19 protein-coding genes are annotated in these 23,668 nt (G+C 64.1%); 9 read left to right on the top strand and 10 right to left on the bottom strand.

The window, feature by feature from the left end; all coding sequences use genetic code 11:
- The first annotated feature begins 25 nt into the window (after window positions 1-25).
- The 4 genes from U1R88_RS01580 to U1R88_RS01565 are packed head-to-tail and all read left to right on the top strand — an operon-like array spanning window position 26 to window position 3,987.
- Entirely contained in the window at window positions 26-1,117 is a 1,092-nt protein-coding gene (locus tag U1R88_RS01580) for an ABC transporter ATP-binding protein (RefSeq protein WP_322429691.1), read from the top strand.
- A gap of 1 nt (window position 1,118) precedes the next feature.
- Window positions 1,119-2,024 carry an ABC transporter permease gene (locus U1R88_RS01575; RefSeq protein ID WP_322429690.1) on the top strand — a complete coding sequence of 302 codons (906 nt, stop codon included), beginning with the start codon at window positions 1,119-1,121 and terminating at the stop codon, window positions 2,022-2,024.
- A complete protein-coding gene (locus U1R88_RS01570) occupies window positions 2,021-2,851 on the top strand; it encodes an ABC transporter permease (protein WP_322429689.1) in 831 nt (276 codons plus the stop codon). Before U1R88_RS01575 ends, U1R88_RS01570 begins: the two co-directional genes overlap by 4 nt.
- A 5-nt stretch (window positions 2,852-2,856) precedes the next feature.
- Window positions 2,857-3,987: a DmpA family aminopeptidase gene (locus tag U1R88_RS01565; RefSeq protein WP_322429688.1), complete on the top strand. Its 1,131-nt coding sequence runs from the start codon at window positions 2,857-2,859 to the stop codon at window positions 3,985-3,987.
- 12 nt (window positions 3,988-3,999) lie between these two features.
- On the opposite strand, the gene U1R88_RS01560 is transcribed toward U1R88_RS01565, so the two are convergent.
- The 7 genes from U1R88_RS01560 to U1R88_RS01530 all read right to left on the bottom strand — a co-directional run bounded on the left by U1R88_RS01560 (window position 4,000) and on the right by U1R88_RS01530 (window position 14,878).
- Window positions 4,000-5,262, bottom strand: coding sequence for a mandelate racemase/muconate lactonizing enzyme family protein (locus U1R88_RS01560; protein ID WP_322429687.1), 1,263 nt, complete (start codon window positions 5,260-5,262; stop codon window positions 4,000-4,002).
- Between the two features lie 72 nt (window positions 5,263-5,334).
- Window positions 5,335-6,447, bottom strand: a complete 1,113-nt coding sequence (locus tag U1R88_RS01555; RefSeq protein WP_322429686.1) for an ABC transporter permease — start codon at window positions 6,445-6,447, stop codon at window positions 5,335-5,337.
- 1 nt (window position 6,448) lies between these two features.
- On the bottom strand, window positions 6,449-7,633 hold the full coding sequence (locus U1R88_RS01550) for an ABC transporter permease (RefSeq protein WP_322429685.1): 1,185 nt from the start codon (window positions 7,631-7,633) through the stop codon (window positions 6,449-6,451).
- On the bottom strand, window positions 7,630-9,357 hold the full coding sequence (locus U1R88_RS01545) for an ATP-binding cassette domain-containing protein (RefSeq protein WP_322429684.1): 1,728 nt from the start codon (window positions 9,355-9,357) through the stop codon (window positions 7,630-7,632). The genes U1R88_RS01550 and U1R88_RS01545 overlap by 4 nt, the downstream gene beginning before the upstream one ends.
- A gap of 12 nt (window positions 9,358-9,369) precedes the next feature.
- A complete protein-coding gene (gene hlyD, locus U1R88_RS01540) occupies window positions 9,370-10,395 on the bottom strand; it encodes a secretion protein HlyD (protein WP_322429683.1) in 1,026 nt (341 codons plus the stop codon).
- A complete protein-coding gene (locus tag U1R88_RS01535; RefSeq protein ID WP_322429682.1) occupies window positions 10,392-11,090 on the bottom strand; it encodes a CerR family C-terminal domain-containing protein in 699 nt (232 codons plus the stop codon). Before U1R88_RS01535 ends, hlyD begins: the two co-directional genes overlap by 4 nt.
- Window positions 11,091-11,383: 293 nt before the next feature.
- Window positions 11,384-14,878 (bottom strand): autotransporter domain-containing protein, encoded by a 3,495-nt coding sequence (locus tag U1R88_RS01530; RefSeq protein WP_322429681.1) that lies wholly within the window; start codon window positions 14,876-14,878, stop codon window positions 11,384-11,386.
- Between the two features lie 458 nt (window positions 14,879-15,336).
- Between U1R88_RS01530 and U1R88_RS01525 the strand changes: the two genes are divergently transcribed.
- The gene (locus U1R88_RS01525) at window positions 15,337-16,161 is read left to right on the top strand and encodes a DeoR/GlpR family DNA-binding transcription regulator (RefSeq protein ID WP_322429680.1); all 825 of its coding nucleotides are present in this window, start codon (window positions 15,337-15,339) and stop codon (window positions 16,159-16,161) included.
- A gap of 174 nt (window positions 16,162-16,335) precedes the next feature.
- On the opposite strand, the gene U1R88_RS01520 is transcribed toward U1R88_RS01525, so the two are convergent.
- Complete coding sequence (locus tag U1R88_RS01520) at window positions 16,336-16,968, bottom strand: response regulator transcription factor (protein ID WP_322429679.1); 633 nt, start codon at window positions 16,966-16,968, stop codon at window positions 16,336-16,338.
- Complete coding sequence (locus U1R88_RS01515; RefSeq protein ID WP_322429678.1) at window positions 16,965-18,374, bottom strand: histidine kinase; 1,410 nt, start codon at window positions 18,372-18,374, stop codon at window positions 16,965-16,967. The genes U1R88_RS01520 and U1R88_RS01515 overlap by 4 nt, the downstream gene beginning before the upstream one ends.
- A gap of 238 nt (window positions 18,375-18,612) precedes the next feature.
- Here U1R88_RS01515 and U1R88_RS01510 point away from each other — a divergent pair, with 238 nt between their 5' ends.
- The 4 genes from U1R88_RS01510 to U1R88_RS01495 all read left to right on the top strand — a co-directional run bounded on the left by U1R88_RS01510 (window position 18,613) and on the right by U1R88_RS01495 (window position 21,148).
- Entirely contained in the window at window positions 18,613-19,362 is a 750-nt protein-coding gene (locus U1R88_RS01510) for a MotA/TolQ/ExbB proton channel family protein (protein ID WP_322429677.1), read from the top strand.
- A complete protein-coding gene (locus U1R88_RS01505) occupies window positions 19,359-19,991 on the top strand; it encodes a hypothetical protein (protein ID WP_322429676.1) in 633 nt (210 codons plus the stop codon). Before U1R88_RS01510 ends, U1R88_RS01505 begins: the two co-directional genes overlap by 4 nt.
- Window positions 19,992-20,018: 27 nt before the next feature.
- Entirely contained in the window at window positions 20,019-20,612 is a 594-nt protein-coding gene (locus U1R88_RS01500; protein ID WP_068295521.1) for a hypothetical protein, read from the top strand.
- An 83-nt stretch (window positions 20,613-20,695) separates the two neighbouring features.
- Window positions 20,696-21,148: a hypothetical protein gene (locus U1R88_RS01495; protein ID WP_322429675.1), complete on the top strand. Its 453-nt coding sequence runs from the start codon at window positions 20,696-20,698 to the stop codon at window positions 21,146-21,148.
- Window positions 21,149-21,239: 91 nt separating this feature from the next.
- On the opposite strand, the gene clpA is transcribed toward U1R88_RS01495, so the two are convergent.
- The gene (gene clpA, locus U1R88_RS01490) at window positions 21,240-23,660 is read right to left on the bottom strand and encodes an ATP-dependent Clp protease ATP-binding subunit ClpA (RefSeq protein WP_322429674.1); all 2,421 of its coding nucleotides are present in this window, start codon (window positions 23,658-23,660) and stop codon (window positions 21,240-21,242) included.
- Window positions 23,661-23,668 lie beyond the last annotated feature (8 nt).

Below are 23,668 nucleotides of genomic sequence, written 5' to 3'. Positions count from 1 at the left end.
TTTATAACATTCCGAGGGAAGACAGATGCAGGACCAGATCGTCCGGCTGGTGGGAGCGGCCAAGGCCTTTCCCACCCCGGAAGGGCGTAGCGTGACGGCACTGGACGCGATCGATCTCGATGTGCGCCGCAACGAATTCCTGACGCTGCTCGGGCCCTCCGGTTGTGGCAAGACCACGCTGCTCCATGCCATCAGCGGTTTCGTCGAGCTTGATTCGGGGCGGATTCTCATCGACGGGGAGGACATGACCGAGCGCCCACCCTATCGGCGCCCCGTCAATACCGTGTTCCAGAACTACGCCCTCTTCCCGCATATGACGGTGGGCGAGAACACCGGCTATGCCCTCGAAATCGCAGGCATCGGCAAGGCCGAGCGCCTGCAGCGCGTCACCGCCGCATTGCGCATGGTCGGCCTGGAAGGCACCGAAAGCCGGCGGCCGCGCCAGCTATCCGGCGGGCAGCAGCAGCGGGTTGCCCTCGCCCGCGCCATCATCGCCCGGCCCAAGCTCGTCCTCCTGGACGAACCCTTGTCGGCGCTCGACAAGAACCTGCGCCAGGCCATGCAGATCGAGCTCAAGACGCTGCAGCACGAGCTCGGCATCTCCTTCATCTTCGTGACCCACGACCAGCAGGAAGCCCTGACCATGTCGGACCGGGTGGCCGTGCTTTCGGGCGGGCGCATCCAGCAGCTCGACACGCCGCGAAACGTCTATGACCATCCCGCCAGCACCTTCGTGGCCACATTCGTGGGCGCCAGCAACCTGTTCGAGGGTGAGGTCCGGGGCCAGGACCTGGTGACGTCGGACGGCACCACGATCCACCATCGCTCGGCGCGCCCAGCAGGATCGGCCAGCGCCACCGCGCTGATCCGTCCCGAGCAGTTCTTCCTGGCGGAGGGCGATACGAGCCTGCCCGGCCTCGACATCGAGCTCAGGCAGATCGTCTTCGTCGGCTCGTCCTTCGAATTGTTCGGGCAGACGGGCCAGGGCCGGCCGATCACGGTCGAGGTCCCCGCCACGCGCCGCGAGGCCGTCGGAGCCATCGAGCAAAGCCGCCGGGCGCGGATCTCCTACGATCCCGGCGCCGTCCATCTCATCGAACCGAGCGCGAGCGCCTGAGATGACCATCGCCAGCCGCCGCCGTATCGAACTTTCCCTGCTCCTCGGCCCCGTCAGTGCCTTTCTCGCGCTCTTCTTCCTGGTACCGCTTGCCATCATGATGGTCACCAGCTTCCTGGCGCCGGGCCTCTATGGCGGGGTGGAATGGACGTTCTATCCGCATAATTTCGGGCGCATCCTCGGCTTTGCCGATCCGGCCTTCGAGGAATTCGACCCGATCTACATCGCGATCTTCCTGCGTTCCCTGAAGATCGCCGCCTTCACGGTGCTGACCTCGCTGGTGGTGTGCTACCCGGCCGCCTTCTGCATCGCCGGCCTGCCGGCACGCTGGAAGAATTTCTGCCTCTTCCTGATCACCCTGCCCTTCTTCACCAGCCTGATCGTGCGCCTGTTCGTCTGGGTACTGATCCTGCGCCAGACGGGCCTGGTCAATGAGGCACTGCTGTCGAGCGGCCTGATCGCCCGGCCGCTCGATCTCATCTACACCGACGGCGCCATCATCCTGGGCATGGTCTATGTCTACATCCCCTTCATGTTCATGCCGGTCTATGCCAGCGTCGAGAAGCTCGACTGGACGCTGGTGCGCGCCTCGCTCGATCTCGGCGCCGGGCCGGTCCGTACCTTCTTGCGCATCATCCTGCCCCTGACCGCGCCCGGCATCGCTGGCGGCGCCGTCATCGTCTTCATCCCCGCGCTCGGCAATTTCGTGGTGCCGGCCATTCTCGGCGGCGCCAAGGTGATGATGCTCGGCAATCTGATCGAGCAGCAGTTCCTGTCAGCCCGCAACTGGCCCTTCGGCTCGGCGCTGGCCATGATGGTGATGAGCGTGATGCTCGTGCTGCTGATGGTCTATGTCTTCGCCTCCAGCCGGCGCGGCGCCGCAGCGGTTCAGGGAGGCAAGGCATGAAGGCCGTCCGCTTCCTCGCCCGCGGCGGCCTCGTCGCCTATACCGCGCTGTTCTTCGCCTTCATCTATGTGCCGCTCGCGGTGATCGCGGTCTATTCGTTCAATGCCAATCCGGTGAACATGATGACCTGGAGCGGCTTCACCACCGAATGGTACGCCCAGGTCCTCGGTTTCAAGACGGCGATCTCCGAGAGCGCACTCTATATCGAATCGACCGACCAGTTGCTGCGCGCCGTCCGGAACAGCCTCGTCATCGCCGGGGCGACCACGGCGATCGCCACCATCTTCGGCACGGCGCTCGCCGTCGCCCTGCATCGCTACGCCTTCTTCGGCGCCCGTTTCTACCGGGCCTCGCTGTTCATGCCCATGCTGATGCCCGACATCGTGCTCGGCATCGCCTTGCTGATCTTCTTCGTCAACGCCGGCATCGAACTCGGCTTGAAGACGATCATCATCGGCCAGTGCACCTTCCTGATCTCCTACGTGTTCATCGTGGTCTCGGCCCGCCTTGCCGGCATGGATCGCACGCTCGAACATGCCTCGGCCGATCTGGGGGCCAATGAATGGACGACCTTCCGCAAGGTGGTGTTTCCCCAGCTCCTGCCGGGCATCGTCGGGGGAGCGCTGCTCGCCTTCATCATCTCGATGGACGATCTCGTCATCACCTATTTCATCGCCGGCGTGGATGTGACGACCCTGCCGATGTTCATCTTCTCCATGCTTCGCCGCGGCATCAAACCGGAGATCAACGCGATCGCCGTGATGATGCTCGCCTTCTCCTTCGTGGTCGCCTCGCTCGGCCTCTACCTTCGCTCCCGCCAGAATTGACCAGCATGACACAAGCCAATCCTCCCGGGCGCAAGCCCCGCGCCCGCAACCTTGGCCTGCCTTTTTCAGGCAAGACAGGGCCGCACAATGCCATCACCGACGTCGAAGGCATTGCCGTCGGCTTCACCACCATTCTCGAGAACGAACCCCGCCCCGGCCGCAAGCGCCCGCTGCGCACCGGCGTCACCGCCGTTCTACCGCATGCCGCCTCGCCCACGCCGGTGCCCGTCTATGCCGGCGTGCACCGCTTCAACGGCAATGGCGAGATGACCGGCACCCACTGGATCGAGGACGGCGGCAGCTTCATCGGGCCGGTGGTCATCACCAACACCCACGGCATCGGCATGGCGCACCACGCCACGGTGAAATGGATGCTGGAGCGCTATGCCTCGACCTATGACAGCGATGACTTCCTCTGGATCATGCCCGTCATCGCCGAGACCTATGACGGCGTGCTCAACGACATCAACGCCCTGGCCCTCTCGGAAGCCGATGTGCGCGCTGCCCTCGATACCGCCACCGGCGGCCCCGTGCGCGAGGGCAATTGCGGCGGCGGCACCGGCATGATCACCTATGGCTTCAAGGGCGGCACTGGCACGGCCTCACGCATCGTCGAGCTCGACGGTGCATCCTACACCGTCGGTACGCTGGTGCAGGCCAACCATGGCCAGCGCGACTGGCTGACCATCCGCGGCGTGCCGGTGGGTGAGCATCTCAGGGACGGTACCCCGCAGAGCCAGATGCAGGAGCGCGGCTCGATCATCGTCGTCATCGCTACCGACCTGCCGCTTGCCCCCCACCAGCTGCAGCGCCTGGCGCGCCGTGCCGCCATCGGCATCGGCCGCAACGGCACGCCCGGCGGCAACAATTCCGGCGACATCTTCCTGGCCTTCTCCACCGCCAATGCCAGGCCGATGCTGCACCGTGCCCCGCCGCGTTTCGGCATCGAGATCCTCAACGACGAACGGCTCGATCCAGCCTATCTCGCCGTGGTCGACAGCGTCGAGGAGGCCGTGGTCAACGCCATGCTCGCCGCCGAGGATGCCGGCGGCACGCCGCATGATCGTTTCCTGATCAAGGCCCTGCCGCACGCGCCCTTGATGGAGTTGATGCGGCGCTATGGCCGGCTGGCCTGAGGGCTTGCGCTCTCAGCGCAAGGGCAATCTCTTGTAGCGGCCCGGCTCCTCCGGGTCATGATGCTGGCTGTAGGGGCCCTCCTCCAGGAACAGCTTGTGGCAGAAGGCGAGCTTGTCTTTCGACAGGGTGACACCCAGTCCAGGCCCCTCCGGCACGGCGACGAGATTGTCGATCGGTGCGAAGACGCCCTCTTCCACCACGTCGTAGGGCTGCATGCGGAACAGCGATTGGCTGGGCTCGCGCAGATGCGAGAAGGCGGCGCTGAGATGCAGATAGACGGCGCTGCCGATGCCGGTATTGGCGCTGTAACACCAGAAATCGATGCCCATCGCCTCGCAGGCGCCGATGAAGCGCACCGTGCGGCCGATGCCGCCATGCACGTTGACGTCGGTGACGATGGCATCGGGCACGCCGAGCGCCACAGCCTTCTGGATATCGACATTGTGCCCGGAGAACGGAATGGCGGTATGCCGGCGCAGCGCCGCCATCTCCTCGAAAGTGGCGCAGGGCTCTTCCCAGTTGCGGATGTCGAGCTCCTCGATACGGCTCGCAATGCGCTTGGCCTCGGTCACCGAATAGGCCATGTTGGAATCGATGCGGATGATCGCATCGGGCCCCAATTGCCGGCGCATCAGCCTGAGCGCCTCGATGCTCGGCTCGGGATCCCTGGTGCAGAGCTTGCCCTCGAAGATGGTGGTGCCGAACCGTTCCTTCAGGCCGACGCAATATTCCGCCACGGCTTCCGGGGTGAGTTCCCCGCCCTTGCCTTTCCTGGCCTGGCGAAAGCCGAAATAATCGGCGAAGGCGATCTTCTTGCGCACGGCCCCACCGAGCAGATCGTAGAGCGGGCGTCCCGTCGCCTTGCCCTTGATGTCCCACAGCGCCGTCTCGATGGCGGCGAAGGCCCGGATAGTGGCAAAGTCGACATTGGAGGTCACACCGCGCCAGCTCGGCAGACAGACGAGCTCGGCGCCGGCGATGTCATGGGCATCGCGCCCGATCAGGCCAAGCGCCAGGCGGTCGACGATGGCGCAGGCGTGCCATGATGCCGCCTCCCCCAGCCCGGTGATGCCCTCGTCCGTCTCCACCTCGACCACGCAGCGCGAGGAGCCCGGCAGCCAGCCGAACGACCACCAGTATGGCGCCTCGATTGGCAGGTTGATCGGCGTGGCGCGGATGGCGGTGATCTTCATGGGCTGGGGGATCCTGGCGGCAGCGGAGAAGAAGCTGTGGCTCGGATGGGAGTGATTGGCAAGATCTTGGAGCGCGGACATCCTGTCCGCTCTTGAAGACCCCAGGCGGATGAGAGGAAAAGGGCGCACAGGATATCCGCGCTCCTTAAAGCCTCACTCCAGCCGGCGACGGAACAGCCAGCTCGCTGCGCCCAGCGAAACGGCCGCGATGACCGCCATTGGCCAGGTATTGGCAAGCACGGCGTTAAAAGGCAGGTCGCGCAGGAACACGCCCTTCACGATCACCAGGAAATAGCGCAGCGGGTTGATCACCGTCACCGGCTGCAGCCAGGCCGGCATGTTCTCGATCGGCGTGGCGAAGCCGGAGAGCAGCATGGCCGGCACCAGGAAGAGAAACGCCCCGAGAATGGCCTGCTGCTGGGTGGTCGACAGGGCCGAGATGAACAGGCCGATGCCCGCCACCGCCAGGAGATAGAAGACGGCGCTGCCATAGAGCAGCAGCAGCGAGCCCCGTAGCGGCACCCCGAAGATCAGCACGGCAGCCACGATATAAACGGTAAGATGGAAGGTGCCGATCAGCATGGGCGGCAGCACCTTGCCCAACAGGATTTCATGCGTGCGCAGGGGCGAGACCATGAGCTGGTCGAAGGTGCCGAGCTCCCGCTCGCGCGCGATCGACAAGGCCGTGACGATCAGCCCGATCAGCAGCGCGATAGCGGCCACCAGGTTCGGCACCATGAACCATTGGAAGATCAGGTTCGAATTGAACCAGTTGCGCGCGACCACGTCGATGGCCCGCCCGCCGGCTGCCTTGCCAAGGGCGGTATCGGCAGCGAGGCCGGCGGCGATCTGGTTGAGATAGCCCGCCACGATCTGGGAGGCATTGGACTTGCGGCCGTCGAGCACGAGCCCAAGATCGGCCGGCCGGCGCGCCTCGATGTCGCGCGAGAAGGTCGGGCCGATCTCGATGGCGGCAATCACCTCCTGCCCGTCGATGGCGGTGCGCAGTTCGGCCGGGTCCTGCGTACGTCGGACGGAGCGGAAGGTGGGCGAGCCCTCGACGCGCCGGATCAGCTCCTGGCTCCAGGCGCCGTTGTCGCGGTTGAGCACGAGAATGTCGACATTCTTCACCTCCAGCGTGGCGGCGAAGGAAAACACCAGGAGCTGGAGGATGGGTGGCACCACCAGGATGATGCGACTCTTGGGATCGCGCAGGATGCCAAACAGTTCCTTGATGATCAGGGCCCTGAGGCGCACCAGTCCCATCTCAGCCGATCCTCTTGCGGGTGCTGCGGGCCGCCGCTAGGAAGAAGACGAAGCCGATGAACAGCATCACCGCGATGGCCTGGAGGAACATCGGCCAGATGTCGCCGGCCAGGAACACCGACTGCAGGCTGGGGATCAAATAGCGCACGGGCAGGATCAAGGTGAGCCACTGGATCACCTGGGGCATCGAATTGATCTCGAACAGGAAGCCGGAGAGCAGGAAGGCGGGCAGGAAGGCCGAAATCAGGGCAAGCTGCGAGGCCAGGAACTGGTTCTTGGTGGCGGCCGAAATCAGGAGCCCCTGTCCCAGCGCCGGGATCAGGAAGCTCGCCGACAGGGCATAGAGCGCCAGCACAGAGCCCCGGAACGGCACGCCGAAAAGCAGGACCGCCACCAGCACGCACAGGGTCATCGAAGCCAGGCCGAGCAGGAAATAGGGTATGAGCTTGCCGGCCAGCAATTCGGCGGCGCTGACCGGCGTCGCCATCATCGCCTCCATGGTGCCGCGTTCCCATTCGCGGGCCACCACCAGCGAGGTCAGCAGCGTGCCGATCAGCGCCATGACGATGGCGATGGAGCCCGGAACCAGGAAGTAGCGGCTGGTCAGCTCCGGGTTGAACCAGAAGCGTTGCTCCACCGCGATCGCCGGCTGGCCGAGACCGCGCTCGCCACCCCGGATCGCCGCCCAGCTGGCGACGACCCCGCGGGCATAATTCTGCACGAAATTCGCATTGTTCGGGTCCGAGCCATCGACCAGGACCTGGATCGCCGGCCCGGCGGCGGAGGCGAAATCAGCGGCAAAGGTCGAGGGGATGACAACGATGCCCTTGATCCGACCGAGGATCAGCGCTTCCTCGAAGTCGCGCCGGTCATGCCCCTGCTCGACCTCGAAATAGCCGGAGGCCTGGAAACTCGCGGCAATGTCGCGGGTGAACGGCGAAGGATCCTCGACGACCAGTCCCACTCGAGTACGGGTGGCGTCGAGCGACACGCCATAGCCGAAGATGAAAAGCAGGATCAGCGGCAGCACGAAGGCGATCAGGATGGAGCTGGGATCGCGGACGATCTGATAGCTTTCCTTGCGGACCAGGGCTGAAAAGCGCCGCAGCCTGGCGAAGCGGTCCGCTGCGACGGGCGGCGACGCGGTTTGCCTGGCAACGGCGGATACCGGTTCGTGGTCGCTCATGCCGCCTTGGCCTCCGAACCCTGAACCAGCGCGACGAAGGCATCTTCCATGGTCGGATCGGGATTGGCGGCATCGGCCACCCGCGCCTTGAGTTCGTCAGGCGAGCCCAGCGCGATGGAGCGCCCGCGATAGATAAGCGAGATGCGGTCGCAATATTCGGCCTCGTCCATGAAATGGGTGGTGACCAGCACGGTCACGCCCTTTTCGACCAGCGCGTTGATATGGGTCCAGAATTCGCGCCGCGTGATCGGATCGACCCCCGAGGTCGGTTCGTCAAGAAAGAGCGCTTCGGGTTCATGCATGACGGCGCAGGCCAGCGCCAGGCGCTGCTTGAGGCCGAGCGGCAGATCCTTGGCGGACAGGCCCCTTCGCGGGCCGAAATCGAAGATCTCGGTCATCAGCTCGATGCGCTGGCGCTTGCGCGCGCCGGTCAGGCCGTAGACGCCGGCAAAGAAGGCGAGGTTCTGCGCCACGCTGAGATCGCCATAGAGCGAGAATTTCTGGGCCATGTAGCCCAGGCGGTTGCGCGCCCCTGCCGAATCGCGCCTGAGGTCGAATCCGGCGACCCGCCCCTCGCCGCCCGTGGGCTTGAGCAAGCCGCACAGCATCTTGAAGGTGGTGGACTTGCCGGCGCCGTTCGGCCCCAAGAGCCCGAAGATCTGCCCGCGCGGGATCTCGAAGGAAATATCCTGCGCCGCGGCGAAATCGCCGAAATGCTTGGTCAGGCCGCGCGCCTCGATCACGGGCCTGCCCTCCTCGATAGGAAGTGCTTGCGTCGCCTCGGCCAGCCGCGAGCGCCCGCCGGGGCCGCCGCCGAGCAGATCGACGAAGGCATCCTCGAAGCGCGGCTGGATCGGTTGGGGCTTTGCACGGGCGCCCGCGGCGCGCGCCGCCTCCTCGGCAAGCCCTGCCCCCTCCCCGGTCACCAGCCGGATGGCCTGGCCCTGAATGACACCGTCGACGATCCCCGGCACGGCAAGCGCCCGCGACAGGGCCGGACGGCGGCGGCCCTCGATATCGCCGAGCCGGAATACCCGGCCTTCGACCTTGCCGGTGAGTTCGGAAGGCACGCCAGCAAACAGCAGCTTGCCCCGGTTCAGCAACAAGACGCGGTCGCAGGCCTGGGCCTCGTCGAGATAGGCGGTGGACCAGACCACGCCGATGCCCTCGCGGGTGAGGTCCTCCACCATCTTCCACAGATCGCGTCGCGAGATCGGATCGACGCCGACGCCCGGCTCGTCCAGCAGCAGCAGGCGCGGCTTCTTGAGAAGCGCACAGGCCAGGCCCAGCTTCTGCTTCATGCCGCCGGATAGCCGCCCCGCCAGGCGGGTGGTGAAGGCGGCCAGATCGGTGAAGGTGAGGAGTTCGTCGAAGATGGCGGCGCGTTCGCTTTTCGGCAGCCCGCGCAGATCGGCGTAGAGATCGAGGTTTTCCTGAACCGACAGATCCTCGTAGAGGCCGAAGCGCTGGGGCATGTAGCCGATCGCCGCCTGGATCGAAGCCGCGTCGCGGGCGGTGTCGAAGCCGAGCACCGTCAGGCTGCCTTCATCGGGTAACATCAGGCCGGTCATCAGGCGGATCAGCGTGGTCTTGCCCGCGCCGTCGGGGCCGACCAGCCCGGTGATCTCACCCGGCCGGATCGAGGCCTCGATGCCGTCGAGAGCCTGGATCGCCTCGCCGAAATGCTTGCTGACACCGGAAATCTGGACGACCGCATCGGTCATGCGCGTTGCCTTTCAGGGCTTGCCGCCATCCACCGCTGCTCCATCGGACAGGCGCACCGTCACCGGCATGCCCTGCAGGAGCGCGCTGTCGGGCTCGTCGACCACGATGCGCAGGCGATAGACCAGATCGGTGCGCAGTTCCGGCGTCTCCACCGTCTTCGGCGTGAACTCGGCCACCGGCGAGATGAAGCCGACGCGGCCCTTGTAGCGCTTGGCCGGATCGGTATCCGAGCGCACCTCCACCATCGTGCCGGTATGGACGCGTCCAAGATCGGTTTCAGCGATGAAGGCCCGGACCCAGACTGGCTTGGTGAGCGACAGCACAAAAGCGATGTCGTTGGGGGCAAGGATCGCGCCCTTCTCGTGGACGCGCGAAAGGATGACACCATCGGCCGGAGCGACAAGGGTGGCATCGCCAACGGTCGTCCGGGCCGAAGCGAGAGTGGCCTCGGCCGCCTCCAGGCTGGCCTTGGCGGCGGCGATGTCCTCCGAGCGCGTGCCCTGCTCCAGCAAGGTCAGGGCTTCCCTGGCCGCGTTGACCCGGGCCCGCGCCGCGTCGCGGGCAGCGACCGCCTGGTCGAGCCCGCCCTGGGAGACGGTGCCGCTCGGCCGAAGCTGGAAGGAACGGGTGTAGCTCTGTTCGGCATTGATGAGATCGGCCTGGCGTTCGGCGAGGACGGCCTTGGCCTGCGCGATCTCGGCGGCGCGCGGCCCGGCTTCCAGCTTGGCGAGTGTGGCGCGCTGGCTTGCTGCCTGGGCCTGCGCCACCTCGACCAGGTCCTGATACGGCCTGGCATCCAGGCGGGCGAGCGTATCGCCGGCCTTCACGCTGTCCCCCTCGTCCACCAGCGTCTCGGCAAGCCTGCCGCTGACGCGAAAACCGAGCTGCACCTGCCGGATGTCGACATTGCCATAGAGCACCAATTCCTTCCCGGCACGCTCGACCCAGCCCATGCGCTGGGGTAGATCGAACCACCAGGCGGCAAGCCCACCGCCGGCGATCGCCAACAAGACAATGGGAATGGCGGCCTTCTTCATGAGCGGCCTCCTTCCGCGGCCAGCGCGGCGACGAGTTCGCCCGCATGGCGCCGCACGGTTTCCACCTCGTCGGCACCGATAGTGTCCCAGGCGAGATGGCGCTTCACGGCCGCATGCGCGACGCGGAAGACCATCAGGCTGCCGAGCAGAGAAAGGGTACGCAGCCTGACATGGCGGGAAGCCCCATCCTCGCCGAGCATGATGCCCACCAGCATGGTTGCCGCCGCGAGCATGGGCTTCATCACCTGAGAAAAGATACGCTCGAAAGCTTCCGTCGGTTCCATCTGCTCGCGGATGAGGAAGCGTGCCAGCGGCTCGGATATCGGCCCGATGAACAGGGTCGCCATGGTCTGCGTCAGCTCGGTCAGGAAGGCCTGGGCCTCTTGCCGGTCGATTGCCCCGCCTCCGCTCGCTGCTTCGGCAAGGCGGGCCCGGACACGTCCGCGCAGCCCGCCGACATGGGACGAAATCAGGCCGGCGATATGGTCGGCGGTAGCGAGATACAGCCCCTCCTTGGAGCCGAAATAATAGGTGATCGCCTGCAGATTGACGCCGGCGGCATCCGCCAGCATGCGGGTAGAAGCACCGTCGAAGCCATAGCGGCCGAAAACGCCGATCGAGGCATCGAGCAGCTTCTTGTGGGTGGCATCGCCGCGGCCGTTCGAGGCCGGAGGGGAGGATTGTTTCTTGGCCATGATGCAACCCATAGACGAAATCTCCACTTCAGTCAATCGATTGAATTATATGATCCAAATACGGGCACCAACCTTCCGAAATGACACAATGAAACCGCCGGATATCGATGCACGATATCCGGCGGCGAATGTCTCATAACCAGTCGTGAAAAGATTGACCTATCGACTTCGACGCTATCTGCGGTGGGACGAGTCCTCAGACCCGCCTGCAAGCAATGCGCTTTCAGACCGGTTTGCGGACCCGTCCACCAAAAATGCCGCTTGTGGCAATGACGCCGCATGAGTCTTGCCGATCAGAACCGCCAGTTGAACTTGCCCGATACGTTCTGGTCGAAGCTACCCCTGCGGGCGAACTGGCCGCCATAGGCCACGCTCAGTGTCGCGGACTGGGTGAGGGCGAGATCGAGTCCTGCCTTTGCAACCAGAGCGTCCTCGGCGATCGGAACGCCTTCGACGCCGAACGGCGTTCCACCATCGAAAGCGAATTTTCCGACCGGCGTGGTATCGCCGAAGGCGTGGCGCCAGCCGAGCGTGGCGTTGAGGCGCGCCGTCAGGCTGGCGAGTTCGAAGTCGGTGGAAGCCCGTAGCCCCACCGTGCCGAAGGTCACGTCCGTGGTGGAGGACGAAGCCGCAAGCGCCGCGTTGCCGCCGCGCTCATGGAATCCATCATTCCGCAGGTCGAGGAAAGCGAGGTTGGCGAAGGGCTCGAAACCGAAGGCGCCGAAGCGCAGATTGTAGCCGGCCTCGCCGAAGACCTGGGCCGTACCGGCCTGGTAGTCGGCGCTGATGCCCTGCCCTCCCGCGACGCGGCTGGTGGAAATGTCGTGCCAGGTGTAGAAGGCGCCGGCCCGCAGGGCGAACTGACCCACCATCGTGCCGGCATAGAGGCCGAGATGGTAATTGTCGCTGTCGCCGCTGCCCAGTCCCCGAGTGCTGAAGCTGGTTCGGCTATAGCCGGCAAGCGCACCGAGCCGCACATCGGTCTCGCCGAGCGCCACGGGCGCATCGGCGCCTACCAGGAAACCGCCGCTGTTACGCGTCATGCCGGCGGCATTGCCGGTGCTGCCCGAACGCCCCCAGGAACCGAAACCCTGCCCCCAGACGGAAAGTCCATCCGCCTCAGGAAGCGTTGCCGTCGAAGCCGAAACCGCAGACCCATTCGAGCCACCGAGCGAGGCGAACTGCATGGGCATGGCGGAAGCCGCTCCGCTCCCCGTCGTCGGTAGGCCGGCAGCCGCCGTCGTCTCGAAAGCCGAACGCAGGCGATCGCTCGCCATGGCGCTCAGCTGGCTGCCCCCCTCGATCAGGGCCGTCCGTGCCGAAACATTGACCTCGCCCGACAGTGAAGCCAGGTGTCCGGCGAGATCGGCGCCGGCAGTGGCCACCAGGAAATCATCGAAAAGGGCATTTCCTCGTCCGAGCGATTCCAGACCCGTCGCCGCGGCCCGCTGATTGGCCGTCTGCCCGACACTCGCGAAACTGCGGCCGTTGCGGCCGATGGTCATCGTCACCTCAGTGGGATCGTAGCCGAACTGCGCCCCGAGGAAGGTATAGTCGGGCAGAGCGCCCTCGAAGCGCCCGCTGATGCCGCCTTCGGCGGTCAGGATGGTGTATTGCTTGCCATAGAGCCCCAGCAACTGCTCCTTGCTAAGAAGGCCATTGCCGCCCTGGGCGCCGATCAGCACGGTACCGCCATCCAGCGCCGCCTTGCCGGTCACCGCAATCTTGTCGGCCCGGTCGCCCGCGCCGACATCCACCTGATAGTAGCTGCCCTTGCTGAAACGGGCATCACCCTTCACCGTCAGTACGCCGGCACCGGTCGGGGTAACCAGACTGCCCGACTTGGCATTCAGGCCGCCGATCACGCCGCTGCCGCCGAGCGCCGCGCCCTGGTCGACCGTCACGGCCGAGGTCAGCGAACCATCGACCAGCAGCGTGCCCTGCTTCACCAGGGAGCCCCCTGCATAGGTGCCCGTTCCGGTGAGGCGCAGCCCCCCTGCCCCGAGCTTGGTGAGCCCGCCCTCGCCGGTGATCGTCTGGCCGAGCGTCACGGCATTACCGGCGCTGGCAACGTCGAGCGAGCCGCCGGCACCCTCCAGCACCAGGGCGCGATCGAGGCCGTGCATGTCGTTGCCGATAATGCGCAGCGTACCGTCGGCCAGGCGCAACTTGGCCTGCGAAGTGCCGAGCGCCGCATCCTCCTCGACGATCAGCACGCCCTTGTCCTTGACCAGGGTCTCCCCGATGAAGGAGTGGTCGTCGATGCAATAATCGCGGATCTCCTGCTGGAAGCGCGGATCCTTGCTCGCGCAATCGAGCAGGGTCTTCTTCTCCTCCTCCGTCAGGCCGGCGAGAATCGGATTGCCGTTCGCATCGGAGATCTGGCCGAGATAGACGTCCCTGCGCATGTTGTTACGGGTGAGGAAGAACGCCTTGCCATCCTTGTCGAAGGTATTCGCCTCCTCGCCCCAGACCAGGCGAGTCCTGTCGGACTGTGCGCCACCGGCGGTCTCAGTATAGGTCTGAAGCGCCGGGCCGATCCACTTGATCTCATGCGCGACCGGTTCGTGATCCGATATCGGCGCTTTCGTGCCGTCGGGCTTGGTCACATACACATCCTTGATGACACCGGAATGGGGATCATTCGGGTCATCGGCGAGCACATACCATTTGCCGAATGGGCGTGAGGCCAGGAAGTGATCGATCTTGGTGCGATCCCAGCTCGGCCATGTGTTGGTGTCGTCCTCCCCAGCCGAGGGCCAAGTCGAGCTACCGTCGTTGAGGTCATGCGGCTTGAAAGGCTCCCGCTCGGCTTCCGTCTGCAGCAGCATATATTGCTTCTTGAGGACGTTCATCGTCACCGGCTGGTTGTCGGCGACCGGATTGGTTTCATCCTTGAAGGTGATGCCCTTGGCCTGGGCATCGAGCGCGATGATCTCTTCCCATTGCCGCCAGCTCATCTGGCCGATGTTGGTGATGCCGGGATATTTGCTCCGGTTGGCGTCGAAATAGGCCTGGATGACGCTGCGATATTTTTCCTTGCCTTTGCCGCCGGAGCGCATGTCGTCGAAATAAGCCTGAGCCTCGGCGAGTTGGTCCGCGCCCAGATATTCATCCCTCAGCTTCTTATAGAGTGCATTGTCGCCGTAGGAACCGACGACATAGCCTGCATAGAAATAGGACTGCTGCGCAGCGCTCATCAGGCCGCGTTCGGCGACGTCGCCTGCATTGAAATCGCCCAGGAGGATGACAGGACGCGAAGACGTCTTCGCCCACTCGTTGAGAGCCTGGGCCTCCTTGACGCGTCCCTGCGAGCCGTCGGCATAGTCGAGATGGACGGTACCGACCACCGTCTCCGGCCGCCCGCCCTGCTGGTCCGCTATGGTGTAGCTGATATTGCGCCCCTGCGTGGAAATGCCAGGCAAGACGTAGGTGCCAAAGCTTCCCGGCAGCCGGGATATAATGCCGACATCCCCGATCTGGACCTTCCCATAGGTGCCCAATCCCGCCTTTTCGAGAAAACTCGGAATATCGGAAACATATTTGCTGCCGTTGACTTCCTGCATGCCAAGGATGTCGAAATTCATCCTTGTCATGAAGTCGGCTACGATTTCAGGATTTTGCTTGAACTGATTCCAGATGTTCAAAGTCATGATCCGCAATGTGCCGTCATCCTGCGCTAGGCTCGGCGTCGACGCCAAGGCGCACAGCGCCACCCCGGACAACAAATGCGCACCGATGCCGAAAAGCCTGAACCGCCATTCGCGACGACCATCCCCAATAGCCATTGGACTACCCCCAATTAAATCGATCAGGGGGTGGCCATGACCAGGATCCGCCGAGAGCATCCAGCCCGATCAAAGTAACATTTTGCCACCCACATTGTCCGTGGTCGCACAGGCAAATGTCACCTTTATTACAATTTATCAGACACACGGCACGCCGGTGCCCTCTTGGCAGCCATCGCCCCGGAGCAAGAGCCCCATGAATGGTTGAAAATTGGAAAATAGGCACGAAAATTCTATGTTCGGCTGGGCTTTCGCTGAATGCAGGTCTAAAATACGAGGGCAACAAAATGTTGTTTTAATTACATTCTGATCCGACCGATCGTCGGCGATGATGGTAACGCGGCTCCACGACATCGCATTGCACGAGTTGGAGGCCACGGCATACCGGGCGACATTTTCCTTGAAACATTTCCGCGGGGATGGACATTGGCCACCCGGGGCGAAACGAAGCAGGCGAGATGACGCAACTCGACGACTATGGGCTCGGCGACGGCACCAAGAAATCGAATCGGCAGGCCGAATTGCTGCGGCTGCTCGAGCGCAGCCACTACCTCTCGATCGAGGAAATTGCCGAACGTTTTGCCGTGACGACGCAGACCGCCCGCCGGGATATCGTCGCACTGGAAGCCACTGGCCAAGTGCGTCGCCTGCACGGCGGCGCCACGATCGCCACACCGGTGGATGCCATCACCCGCCGCCAGCGTCGCATCGAAAACGCCTCGCAGAAGGCCCGGGTGGCCGCTCTCGTTGCCCAGGTCATTCCGGACGGGGCGGCTGTCTTCATGGACACCGGAACGACCTGTGAAGCGATCGCCTACGCGCTGCTGCAGCGGCGAGACCTGCGGATCGTCACCTACAGCCTGCGGGTGGCCACCATCTTCAGCGAGAATTCAAATTTCGCCCTGGCGATCCCCGGCGGCTTCGTGCGACCAGTGGATGGTGGTGTCTTCCGCGAGGATACAGCCGACTACATCCGCCGATTCAAGTTCGACTTTGCCGTGATTTCGGTCAGTGGCATCGACCAGGCTGGAGACATCTGCGACGACGACCTTGCGGAGGTCTCGGCCGTCACCGCCGCCCTGGCACAGACCGAGCGCACCATCCTGGCCGTGGACAGCACGAAATTCGGCAAGCGTGCGCTGGTCAGGCTTGGCTCTCTCGAGGATATCGACATCCTGGTCAGCGACGACATTCCCGCCGCCTTTCGCGACAGGGTGCACCGAAGCGGTGTGGAAACCCGTGTCGCCGTCGCGGACGCGCAGGAAGCCCCTCTCGAATTGTAGCGGTCAGCGTCGCCTCGCAGCCCATGACCGCGACGTGACGGCGGCGTTGATGCCGTGGCTTTGAACATCGACACGGTGGCGCCGGAAGAGGCATCACCCGTCTCGGCGATGCCAAGCTGCCGTGCCGAGCGCATGAGCACCGCCAATCCTGGCTGTTTTGGTCCGGGACTTCAATCAGACCAGCTTGGCATCGATGGCCAGCCACACGAGATGGGCATCGTTGCGGGCACCGAGCTTGGCCTTGATCTGGTAATGGTAATTGCGAACCGTCTTGAGGCTGAGATGCATGGACGTGCTGATCGCCTCGGCCGACCAGCCCGATGCGACCAGGCGCAGAATCTCGGTCTCGCGCGGGCTGAGCTCGGCCAGCGGCGATGAGGCATGGGTAAGACGTTCGGCCGCGATCTCGCGCGCCACGTCATTGCTCATCGCCCGTTCCCCCTTGGCCACCAGGGCAACGGAATTGACGAGCTCGGCGGCATCGCTGCCCTTGGTAACATAGCCGGCGGCCCCCGCCTCGAACGCCTTGAGGGCGAAAGCGGCCCCGCTGTGCATGGTAAAGATGAGAATCCGGGCAGCATGATCCCATTGGCGGATATGGCGCAAGGCTTCGATGCCGCTGAGGCCCGGCAGGGAAAGATCCATCACCACCACGTCAGGCTTGGCTTTCCGGTAGGCCTCGTAGGCCGAAACGGCATCGCTGGCTTCGGCCACCACGCGATAGCCGGGCACCTTTTCGAGCAGCCGCCGATACCCCTCCCTGACGACGGGATGGTCATCCACCAGCAGGATGCTGAGATCGCTCATGCCGGGACAGGCTGGGCCGGGCCGCGCATCCGATTGGCGCGATCCGCAAGCAACGGAATGATTGCAGCGATGCGAACGCCGTGTCGCGCCTGGCCAATGGAAAGGCTTCCGCCCAGTGCCGTTACCCGTTCCCGCATGCCGAGAATTCCATGCCCGGCCTCCATGGTCAGCCGTAGCGGATTGCCGCCACCGTCATCCTCGACGCTGAGCTCGACAGCGCCCCCCTCCTGCAGTCCGGTTCGCTTGACGAACAGGCGGATATCGCGCGGCTTGCCGTGGCGCGCGGCATTGGTCAGGCATTCCTGTGCAATGCGATAGATGCTGAGGGCGATGGCGTGCGGAAGGCCGGTGAGATTGCCGGCGATATCGAGGTGGAATCGGGCGCGCGTGGTGTTGCCGACATTCCAGCCGGCCACGAGTTGGGCCAGGCTGGCCTCCAGGCCCAGTTCCTCGAGTTCCTGCGAACGCAACCGTTGCAGGGTGCCGCGCAAGGTCGCATTCATCCGCCGGGTCACTTCGGCGATGGATCGAGCGTCCTTGGCAATCTCCGGCCGGTCCTCGGCCTCCAATTCGATGGCGCCGGCAAGGGCATTGACGGCCGCCAGACACTGGCCGAATTCGTCATGGAGATCGCGCGCCAGCGTACGTCGTTCCTCTTCCTGCACCTGGAACAGGCGGTTGGTGAGGGCGACGCGCTGGGCCGTGGTCTCGGCCAAACGGCAAGTGAGATCGTTCAAGGCGCCGGCGATGCGATCGAATTCCGCCGTCCGGTAGCCCGGCAGACGATAGCCGTAATCCCCGCGTTCAAGGCGGCGCAGGCCGGCGACGATGGCACGCGCCGGCAGAAGGGACTGGCCGATAAAAAGCCCGGCGAGCACGCCGATGGCAACCGCCAGCAGGCCCGCCACGCTGAGCACGATGGTGATCCGGTCCCAGGCCAGCCGCACGGCGGCACCGTGGTCGGGCACGGCCACGATCGTACCGGCCTGACGCTGGCGATCGCTGAGGGGATGCTCGACGGCCTGGTTGGGCCCGAACAGCCAGTCATAGGACGTTTCGAACCAAGCCGGCGCGGGACGGCCGATCGTCTCGAGCTGGCTGCACAGGCGCCGGGGCGCTTCCTGGCCGAGCGTGACGGTTATGCATATGCCCGGCGAAATCACCTTCATCGTCACGATGGTGTTCCAATCGGGCAAGGGCAGGATGAGGTTGCGCGAAAGTCCGCCGCGCCAGAGCAGCTCGCGCCAATAGAGAGCTTCCAGCGCTTTGGAGACCCGCTCGGCCGAGGCGCGTGTCTCCGTTTCGGTGGCATGGCGCGTATCGTGCAAGACCCAGCCGATGGCGCAGGCGAGGCAGAGAACGATGGCGGCTGCGAGCCGCAAAACCAGATGACCGAAGAGGTTCATGGCCCACTCTTGCTGGATCGACCCCCTCGAATAGTGAGCATGGCCTACAGGGCTGGCAAGCACAAAGGCTGCGAGACGACGCCCGGAAGCCAATGTCGGGCAAAATGCCCAAATGAGATCGGGACCTCTACCCAGGCTGCCGGCTTTCGCCGTTGCTAGCCTGGAACATGATCCATCGATCCATAGCAACTGTCAGCAAGTCCCCTGAGTCCAAACGTCCAATGAGTCCGACCGTCCCATGAGCGAGCGTCAACCGCGCCTTTCCGGTGCAGATCCCCTGCTGCCCTGGCTCATCTTTACCGGCGTCAGCATCTTCGCCTTCCTCGTACTCTGGTATTTTGGCTTCATCGCCAAGATGATCGACGAGGACAGGACCTATATCTCCGTTGTCATCGTCCTCCTCTATGTCGCAAGCAGTCTACATTGCCTGTGGCGCATCCTTTTCATCGGGCGCGAGGGGGAGGCTGCCCGCCGCACGGCCCAATGGGTCATTCGAGGCGGCAAGTCCGCCCTGGCGACCATGGGTTCGGTGCCCGACGGAAAGCTTGGGCAAGGCCTGGTCGCCGGCCATATACGCGACCTCGTCACCAAGGCCGACCTGCAAGGCGCGGCCCGCCTCGACCAAACCTTGCTGTTGCGCGTCCTCGCCGACCGGCTGCGGGGTTCCAACCGCTATGGTGCCTTTGCCAGCGATACGTTGATGAAGCTCGGGCTGCTCGGCACCATCGTCGGCTTCATCATGATGCTGGCTCCGATCGCCGGGCTCGACACCGACAGCAAGGAAGCCGTGCGCAGTTCGATGTCGCTGATGAGCGGGGGCATGGCGGTTGCCATGTACACCACTCTGGTAGGCCTCATCGGTTCGATCATGATCAAGGTGCAATATCATTTCCTCGACGGCGCCACCTCGCGCATCTTCTCCTTCGCGGTCGACCTCACCGAAGTCCATGTGATTTCGGCGCTGGAAGCGCAAAGGGCGCCGGGATGATCGATGACTTCGATCTCCACGGACGGGAAGAAGCCTTCGACCCGTTCAGCGTGGTGCTGTTCAAGGCCCTGCAGGTCATCGCCTTCCTGTTCTTCGTGGTGTTCATCATCATTTCCCCCAAGGCCAATGAGGGCAAGATCGACAGCAAGGCCGAGTTCATCATCACCATGGATTGGCCCGACAATCATCCCGACGACATGGACATCTTCGTCCAGGATCCGCTCGGCAACATCGCCTGGTACCGCCGGCGCGAAGCGGGTTTCCTGGTGCTCGACCGCGACGATCGCGGCGGCCTCAACGATTTCGTCATGGTCAACGGGCGCAAGCAACAGACCAAGGTGCGCGAGGAGCTCGTCAGCATTCGCGGTTTCGTCGCCGGCGAATATACCGTGAACGTCTATCACTTCACCGCCCTGACCAAGCAGCCGGTGCCGGTGACGGTAACGGTGCAAAAGCTCAATCCGGTCGCCAAGATCGTCGCCCGGGAGACGATTGAAACGGCTGACGGGGGAAGCGAGCAGACCGCCATACGCTTCACCATGGACGCGCAGGGCGAGGTCACCGGCACCAGCCGGGAGGCCAAGTCGATCTTGCGCGGCATGCACAATGCCTGGAGCAAGAACCTATGACCGCGGCAATGACGGTGGGCGGCGATCATGCTTGAGACCAACCTGCTCTGCCTGGTGCTCGCCTATGTCTTCCTCAGCCTCCTGATGCTCACCGTGCTGATCGGGCTGGCATTGCCGCGTCTGGTCAAGATCGGCGCGATCGTCGTGGCGAGCCTGTTCTATGTCGTCGTGTTCTTCTCGATGCAAGGCTTGCTGGGCTGGTCGGCCCCGGTCGGCGTGCCGGCCCGCTTTCAGGTGCTGTGGACGAGGATCGTCGAACCCAATGTCGTCCAAGGCGAAACCGGTGCCATCCATCTCTGGCTCGAGGAGCTGGATGCGGCCAACCTGCCGACCGGCGAGCCGCGGGCCTATCGCCTGCCTTATACGACGAACCTCGCCGGCCGGGTGGCCAAGGCGCAAAAGGAGATCGAGAAGGGCAATCTGCAGGGGGGACGCGCGGAATTTTTCGGAACGGGAGCATCGCAAAGCGTCCCCACCGGCCCGCTGCAAACCGGAGCACCACCCGGAGGGGATCCCTCCGGCGGCGGCCTGTTCGACCCGGCTTTTCTCGGCGGGCAATCGCGCAACGTCGATCTCGTGCCGCTACCGAAACCGGCGTTGCCGCCGAAGGACATGCCCTGACCCTGCCTTGCCGTTCATCGCGGCAGCGACGCTGCCTTCCATGTTCTGAACCATGCGGTCTTCAATAGAATTGGAAACAAGACATGCCGGACACGAAGGAAGACAATGTCCAGGGCAAACTTCTTCTAAGGGGCGGAGCCCTTTGGCTCATCGTTGCCCTTGTCCTTGCCTGGTGCCTGGTGGGACTGGCCTTGCAACTCCCGGGATTCGGTGCGGTCTTCCCCGGAAAATATCAACGTGTCCTGCAGGCGCATATCGACTTTCTCTTGATGAGCGCTCTGCTTTTGGGCTTCTACGGCACCAGGATTGCGCTGCCATGGCATGTCCGCTGGGCCATGGTCATCGGTGCGTTCACAAATTCGATGCTCTTCCTGCTGATGGCCATCTTTCCTGCCCTGGACCCGACCGGCCCGTCGCCCGTCACGGGATTTGCCCGCACGATTTTCATCGGCCTCAATCTGTTGAGCTTCTTGATCACCAGCTATGGCTTCGGGCGTGGAGCCGTCCTGGCCTTGCGATCGACCTTCATACGCTGATCGCTCTTTCAACCGGCTAAACGACGAGGGGGTGAAACGCCGGTGCGTTCCACCCCCTCGGATGTTCGGTAGCCGTCCTTGCGAGGCAGCCCTATTCCGCGCCGGCCGGTGCGTCGGGCTCGCGCTGCGGCGGGCCCTTCGGCTTGGCCTTGGGCTTCTTGGCCGACGCCTGGCTGTTGTCGGCCACCACCTGTTCGGGCTTGGGCTTGGCCGGGCCTGCAGGATATTCGAAGCCCAGTTCCTGCTTGCCCTCTTCGTTGGTGACGACCGTCACCCGCACGGCGCCGCCCGATTTCAGCCGACCGAACAGCACCTCGTCGGCCAGCGGCGTCTTTATGGCCTGCTGGATCAGGCGAGCCATCGGCCGGGCGCCCATGAACTCGTCATAGCCATTCGCCACCAGCCAGGTACGCGCGTCGTTGGAAAGTTCCACCGCGACATGACGATCGGCAAGCTGCACTTCGAGTTGCGCGATGAACTTGTCGACAACCTGGCTGACGATCTCCTGAGACAGGTGGTCGAAGCCGATGGTCGCATCCAGGCGGTTGCGGAACTCCGGCGTGAACAGGCGGTTGATCGCCTCGGTATCGTCGCCCTCGCGCTTGTTCTTGGTGAAGCCGAAGGCCGCCTTGGCCAGGTCAGCCGCACCGGCATTGGTGGTCATGATCAGGATCACGTTGCGGAAGTCGACGCTCTTGCCGTTGTGATCGGTGAGCTTGCCGTGATCCATCACCTGCAACAGGATGTTGAACAGGTCCGGATGGGCCTTCTCGATCTCGTCCAGCAGCAGTACGCAATGCGGGTTCTGGTCGATGCCGTCGGTGAGCAGGCCGCCTTGGTCGAAGCCGACATAGCCGGGAGGCGCACCGATCAGGCGCGACACCGTATGGCGCTCCATATATTCCGACATGTCGAAGCGCAGGAGGTTGATGCCGAGCACGGAGGCGAGCTGGCGGGCGACTTCGGTCTTGCCGACACCGGTCGGCCCCGAGAACAGATAGTTGCCGATCGGCTTCTCCGGGTCGCGCAGGCCGGCACGGGCCAGCTTGATGGCGGCCGAGAGCTGCTTGATCGCCTTGTCCTGCCCGTAGACCACCCTCTTGAGGTTCGTCTCCAGATTCCGCAGCGTCTCCGTATCGTCCTTCGACACGGTCTTGGGCGGGATGCGGGCCATGGTGGCGATGGTCGCCTCGATCTCCTTGACGCCGATCGTCTTCTTGCGCCGGCTTTCGGTCACCAGCATCTGCGAAGCGCCGGTTTCATCGATGACGTCGATCGCCTTGTCCGGCAGCTTGCGGTCATTGATGTATTTGGCCGACAGCTCCACCGCCGCCTTGATGGCGTCGTTGGTGTAGCGCAGCTTGTGATATTCCTCGTAATAGGGCTTGAGGCCCTTGAGGATCTCGATCGTGTCGGGGATGGAGGGTTCCGCCACGTCGATCTTCTGGAACCGGCGCACCAAGGCGCGGTCCTTCTCGAAATACTGGCGGTATTCCTTGTAGGTGGTCGAGCCGATGCAGCGCAGCAGGCCGGCGGCCAGGGCCGGCTTCAGCAGGTTGGAGGCATCCATGGCGCCGCCCGAGGTGGCGCCGGCGCCGATCACCGTATGGATCTCGTCGATGAACAGGATCGCGCCCGGATAGGCCTCGATCTCCTTCACCACCTGCTTCAGGCGCTCCTCGAAATCACCGCGATAGCGCGTGCCGGCGAGCAGCGTGCCCATGTCGAGCGCAAACACGGTGGCGCCGCGCAGCACTTCCGGCACGTCGCCCTCGATGATGCGGCGCGCAAGGCCCTCGGCGATCGCGGTCTTGCCGACGCCGGGATCGCCGACGAAAAGCGGATTGTTCTTCTGGCGGCGGCAGAGCACCTGGATGGTGCGCGTGATCTCGCTGTCGCGCCCGATCAGCGGGTCGATCTTGCCGTCCCTCGCCTTCTTGTTGAGGTTGACGCAATAGGCATCGATGGCGTCCTGCTTCTTCTTGGACGCATCCTCGCCATTGGCCGTGGTCTTCGGGCTGTCGCCATCGGTCTCGTCGACGCCGCGCGGAGCCTTGGCTTCCGACAGGCCGGGGCGCTTGGCGATGCCGTGCGAGATGTAGTTCACGGCGTCATAGCGCGTCATGTCCTGCTCCTGCAGGAAATAGGCGGCGTGGCTCTCGCGTTCGGCGAAGATCGCCACCAGTACATTGGCGCCGGTGACTTCCTCGCGGCCCGATGACTGCACGTGGATGACGGCGCGCTGGATGACGCGCTGGAACCCTGCCGTCGGCTTGGCGTCGTCGCGGCCGTCGGAGACCAGGTTCTCCAGTTCGGTGTCGATATATTCGACCAGGTTGCGCCTGAGGATGTCGAGATCGACATTGCAGGCCCGCATCACAGCCGCCGCGTCCTGGTCCTCGATCAGGGAGAGCAGCAGATGTTCGAGAGTCGCATATTCGTGATGGCGCTGATTGGCGGCGGCCAGAGCGCGATGGAGGGACTGTTCGAGGTGTCTTGAAAAGGATGGCACGATCAGTT

The organism is Labrys sedimenti, from assembly GCF_034424805.1.
GTDB lineage: Bacteria > Pseudomonadota > Alphaproteobacteria > Rhizobiales > Labraceae > Labrys > Labrys sedimenti.
The sequence above is the reverse complement of the archived record's forward strand: the minus strand, read 5'-3'. Positions and strand labels throughout refer to the sequence as shown.

Bases quoted from the DNA above. Each gene is read 5' to 3' on its own strand.
- U1R88_RS01495 (WP_322429675.1), top strand. From the start codon at position 20,696: ATGCCGGACACGAAGGAAGACAATGTCCAGGGCAAACTTCTTCTAAGG.
- U1R88_RS01535 (WP_322429682.1), bottom strand. From the start codon at position 11,090: ATGGCCAAGAAACAATCCTCCCCTCCGGCCTCGAACGGCCGCGGCGAT.
- U1R88_RS01530 (WP_322429681.1), bottom strand. From the start codon at position 14,878: ATGGCTATTGGGGATGGTCGTCGCGAATGGCGGTTCAGGCTTTTCGGC.
- U1R88_RS01555 (WP_322429686.1), bottom strand. From the start codon at position 6,447: ATGGGACTGGTGCGCCTCAGGGCCCTGATCATCAAGGAACTGTTTGGC.
- hlyD (WP_322429683.1), bottom strand. From the start codon at position 10,395: ATGAAGAAGGCCGCCATTCCCATTGTCTTGTTGGCGATCGCCGGCGGT.
- U1R88_RS01550 (WP_322429685.1), bottom strand. From the start codon at position 7,633: ATGAGCGACCACGAACCGGTATCCGCCGTTGCCAGGCAAACCGCGTCG.
- U1R88_RS01580 (WP_322429691.1), top strand. From the start codon at position 26: ATGCAGGACCAGATCGTCCGGCTGGTGGGAGCGGCCAAGGCCTTTCCC.
- U1R88_RS01560 (WP_322429687.1), bottom strand. From the start codon at position 5,262: ATGTCCGCGCTCCAAGATCTTGCCAATCACTCCCATCCGAGCCACAGC.
- U1R88_RS01505 (WP_322429676.1), top strand. From the start codon at position 19,359: ATGATCGATGACTTCGATCTCCACGGACGGGAAGAAGCCTTCGACCCG.
- U1R88_RS01575 (WP_322429690.1), top strand. From the start codon at position 1,119: ATGACCATCGCCAGCCGCCGCCGTATCGAACTTTCCCTGCTCCTCGGC.
- U1R88_RS01500 (WP_068295521.1), top strand. From the start codon at position 20,019: ATGCTTGAGACCAACCTGCTCTGCCTGGTGCTCGCCTATGTCTTCCTC.
- U1R88_RS01545 (WP_322429684.1), bottom strand. From the start codon at position 9,357: ATGACCGATGCGGTCGTCCAGATTTCCGGTGTCAGCAAGCATTTCGGC.
- U1R88_RS01570 (WP_322429689.1), top strand. From the start codon at position 2,021: ATGAAGGCCGTCCGCTTCCTCGCCCGCGGCGGCCTCGTCGCCTATACC.
- U1R88_RS01510 (WP_322429677.1), top strand. From the start codon at position 18,613: ATGAGCGAGCGTCAACCGCGCCTTTCCGGTGCAGATCCCCTGCTGCCC.
- U1R88_RS01520 (WP_322429679.1), bottom strand. From the start codon at position 16,968: ATGAGCGATCTCAGCATCCTGCTGGTGGATGACCATCCCGTCGTCAGG.
- U1R88_RS01525 (WP_322429680.1), top strand. From the start codon at position 15,337: ATGACGCAACTCGACGACTATGGGCTCGGCGACGGCACCAAGAAATCG.
- U1R88_RS01565 (WP_322429688.1), top strand. From the start codon at position 2,857: ATGACACAAGCCAATCCTCCCGGGCGCAAGCCCCGCGCCCGCAACCTT.
- U1R88_RS01515 (WP_322429678.1), bottom strand. From the start codon at position 18,374: ATGAACCTCTTCGGTCATCTGGTTTTGCGGCTCGCAGCCGCCATCGTT.